This is a genomic window from Streptomyces sp. CRN 30 (assembly GCF_034105845.1).
In genome coordinates, this window is record NZ_JAVRHI010000205.1 from 1 (window position 1) to 3,213 (window position 3,213).

6 protein-coding genes are annotated in these 3,213 nt (G+C 69.2%); 5 read left to right on the forward strand and 1 reads right to left on the reverse strand.

The window, feature by feature from the left end; all coding sequences use genetic code 11:
- The first annotated feature begins 200 nt into the window (after positions 1-200).
- The 4 genes from UW392_RS21950 (at position 201) to UW392_RS21965 (ending at position 2,130) form a co-directional block, all read left to right on the forward strand.
- On the forward strand, positions 201-380 hold the full coding sequence (locus UW392_RS21950; protein WP_320776778.1) for a hypothetical protein: 180 nt from the start codon (positions 201-203) through the stop codon (positions 378-380).
- 170 nt (positions 381-550) lie between these two features.
- Positions 551-991 carry a BlaI/MecI/CopY family transcriptional regulator gene (locus UW392_RS21955; RefSeq protein ID WP_414496561.1) on the forward strand — a complete coding sequence of 147 codons (441 nt, stop codon included), beginning with the start codon at positions 551-553 and terminating at the stop codon, positions 989-991.
- Between the two features lie 9 nt (positions 992-1,000).
- Positions 1,001-1,534 carry an amino-acid N-acetyltransferase gene (locus UW392_RS21960; protein WP_320776780.1) on the forward strand — a complete coding sequence of 178 codons (534 nt, stop codon included), beginning with the start codon at positions 1,001-1,003 and terminating at the stop codon, positions 1,532-1,534.
- Positions 1,535-1,794: 260 nt separating this feature from the next.
- Entirely contained in the window at positions 1,795-2,130 is a 336-nt protein-coding gene (locus tag UW392_RS21965) for an Lsr2 family protein (protein ID WP_320776781.1), read from the forward strand.
- On the opposite strand, the gene UW392_RS21970 is transcribed toward UW392_RS21965, so the two are convergent.
- A complete protein-coding gene (locus UW392_RS21970) occupies positions 2,109-2,672 on the reverse strand; it encodes an SCO3374 family protein (protein ID WP_320776782.1) in 564 nt (187 codons plus the stop codon). The two genes, UW392_RS21965 and UW392_RS21970, sit on opposite strands and share 22 nt — an antisense overlap.
- Positions 2,673-3,103: 431 nt before the next feature.
- On the opposite strand from UW392_RS21970, the gene UW392_RS21975 reads away from it, so the two are divergent.
- Positions 3,104-3,213 (forward strand): Clp protease N-terminal domain-containing protein (locus UW392_RS21975; protein WP_146074793.1); only part of this gene is annotated, 110 nt, incomplete at its 3' end.

Here is a 3,213-nt window from a genome sequence, read left to right on the forward strand (position 1 = left end):
GCCCGCGGCGCCGGGCCCGGTCCGCCGTCCCGTCCCGACGCCCGGCGAGGTGTTCCCGCCCAAGCGGAAGCCGGCCCCGCCGGCCGACCCGCCGCAGCAGCTCGTCGCGGGCTGACGCCCGGTACGCGGCCCCGGACACGGACCCGGACACGGACCCACCCGACCGGCGCCCGGCGGGCACCCCTGGCTACCCTGAAGGCATGGACTACGTCTCCGCGCTCGTGCCGCCCGCCGTGATGGCCGTGTTCTTCGTCGGCGTCATCCGGGTCATCGTGAAGACCCAGGGGGGTGCCAACAAGGCCAAGGAGGATGCGATCGTCGACGCCGCCCTCGCGCGCGCGGACAGCGCCCCGCAGACCACCGGCGAAGCCAAGGGCTGAGGCCCGCACGGGGGAGCCGGGGCCGGATCGCGCGGCAACCCCCCCCACGACGTACGGCTCATCGGCGTACGACTCATCTGCTTTTCGAGTCGTACGCCCTTTTTGTTACCTTTCTCCCGTTAAGGTGTTGAGCTGTGCCTCGCCCATTGGGAGAACTCGAAGACGCGGTCATGACGCGGGTGTGGAAGTGGAACCGGCCGGTGACCGTTCGGGAAGTCCTGGAAGACCTTCAACAGGAACGCTCCATCGCATACACCACCGTGATGACCGTTCTGGACAATCTCCATCAGAAGGGCTGGGTGCGCCGCGAGGCGGAAGGGCGCGCCTATCGATATGAGGCGGTCTCCACGCGCCCCGCCTACGCGGCCGCCCTCATGAACGAGGCCTGGTCGCAGAGCGACAACCCGGCGGCCGCGCTCGTCGCCTTCTTCGGCATGATGAGCGAGGAACAGCGGCAGGCGCTGAGTGATGCCGTCCGTATCGTGCAGGGGCCCGGGTCCGCCGAAACCGCTGCTGAAAGCGGTGTCGAATCGCCGGACGAATCATCCGGGCCCTCCGATGCCCGCGGTGACGAGAACCCCGCCGCCGCGCGGGACGGGGCCGGGCGATAGCGTCCGCTCATGCCAGCGACGAGTCCCGAAGTCACCGCAAAAGCCGTCACGGTCCGGCGGGCCAGGACCGGTGATGTCCCGCACGTGCGGCGTCTGCTTGACGGGTACGTCCGCCGGCGCATCCTGCTCGACAAAGCGACCGTCACGCTTTACGAGGACATCCAGGAGTTCTGGGTGGCCGAACGCGACGACAACGCGCAGGTGGTGGGCTGCGGGGCCCTGCACGTGATGTGGGAGGACCTCGCGGAAGTCCGCACTCTCGCGGTGGATCCCGAGGCCAGGGGCCTGGGGGTGGGCCACCAGTTGCTGGAGAAGTTGCTGCACACCGCGCGCTGGCTGGGTGTTCGCCGCGTTTTCTGCCTCACCTTCGAAGTGGACTTCTTCGCCAAGCACGGCTTCGTGGAGATCGGCGAGACGCCGGTCGACACCGATGTCTACGCGGAGCTGCTGCGTTCCTATGACGAGGGAGTGGCCGAGTTCCTCGGCCTCGAACGAGTGAAACCGAACACCTTGGGCAACAGCCGGATGCTTCTGCATCTGTGATCGCCCGGGATCGCCATGATGATCGGCATGTGTCGGCGAGGAGTATTCCAGGGAGTCCGCGTTGCCCAGGTTCCCTATGTCCGAAACGCGTATGTTTCCGGTCTTCCCCGGGTGTGCGGGTCTCTGCCGGGGGTTTGTGTTTTTCCAGCAAAAGCGGTTTGCTTTCCGACGTACTGCAGTACTGCATATAACAGGGGACGTGAAACAGCGGCTCAGGCCGCACACCCTCGGCCCTCACGTTATCGATGAAAGGAAATCCGGTGGCACAGAAGGTTCAGGTCCTTCTTGTCGACGACCTCGACGGCGGCGAGGCGGACGAGACCGTGACGTTCGCGCTGGACGGCAAGACGTACGAGATCGACCTCACGACCGCCAACGCGGACAAGCTCCGTGGCCTTCTCGAGCCCTATCTGAAGGGTGGTCGCCGTACCGGAGGCCGTGCTTCGGGCGGGCGCGGAAAGACGCGCGCGGCTTCCGGCGGCAGCCAGGACACCGCGCAGATCCGCGCGTGGGCGAAGGAGAACGGCCACGACGTCAACGACCGCGGCCGGGTGCCCGCGGCCATTCGCGAGGCCTACGAGAAGGCCAACGGCTGAGCGCACGCCCTCCGCAGCCGGACCCGATGGCACTCGTTGGCCATCGTGTCCACCAGTCGTACGAGGTCGGCAGCGCCCCCGCCGCCTCCCGGCGCAGACAGTGCCGGCAGCGACGCCTCCACCTCGGAGCCCGGCTCGGGGGGCCGCAGCCACACGGCGGCCTCCCGCGGACCGGACCGGCGCGCGGGCACCGGGGGTGGCGGAGCCTCCATGCGGCCGCCCGCGCCGATGACCGCGAGGTCCAGGTCGAGGCCGCCCCACTCCAGCCACTCCAGCAGGCCCGGCAGCTCGTCCGCGCCGCCCGCGGCGACCAGGAACCGCATCCTCCCACCGTGCAGGGCCACCGGGGAGCGCGGGTCCAGGCACCGCAGTGCGGCGGCACCGGCCTCGGCGGGCACGTCGAGCACGTCGAAGCGCAGGCCCGTCACCAGCCGGACCGGCGATCCGGGCGCCGTGGCCCAGCCGAGCCCGTCCTCGTACCACCGCCGCAGCCCGCCACCCCGGCCGGCCGCGGGGCGGGGGAGAGGGGCGACGGGTGTCATGCGCGGCCCAACCGTGCACCGTCCGGCGAGGTTACGCTGGGTATCCCCGGCTGTGCGCACCGTCGCCGAACAGGGGGCGTCCGGGAGTGGGCGGCGGCGCAAGGATGTTCGCCCATAGCGGAGGGAACCGGTGCGCGCGGCATGGAGTGTCAGTGCCTGCGGGTAAGACATCCCTAGTGGGAGGGGGGCGACACGCAGGCAAGGCCGTCTCACGTTCGCCATCGGCGTACCGGTGGTTGGGGTAAGTGCCTGGCCTGCGGGAACATCGTCTCGCACCATCGGGTTGGAGCAGATGTCGGCGTTCGGGGTCAGGAGGCCAAGGACGGTGTCGGCAGTTGGAATGAGCGGTCCCCGCTTGCGGGACTAAGCTGCGGAAGGACAGCGAGGGGAGCGTCCCCTCACTGCCTGACCGCTCTGAGGAGCGATTAACGATGTTCGAGAGGTTCACCGACCGCGCGCGGCGGGTTGTCGTCCTGGCTCAGGAAGAAGCCCGGATGCTCAACCACAACTACATCGGCACCGAGCACATCCTCCTGGGCCT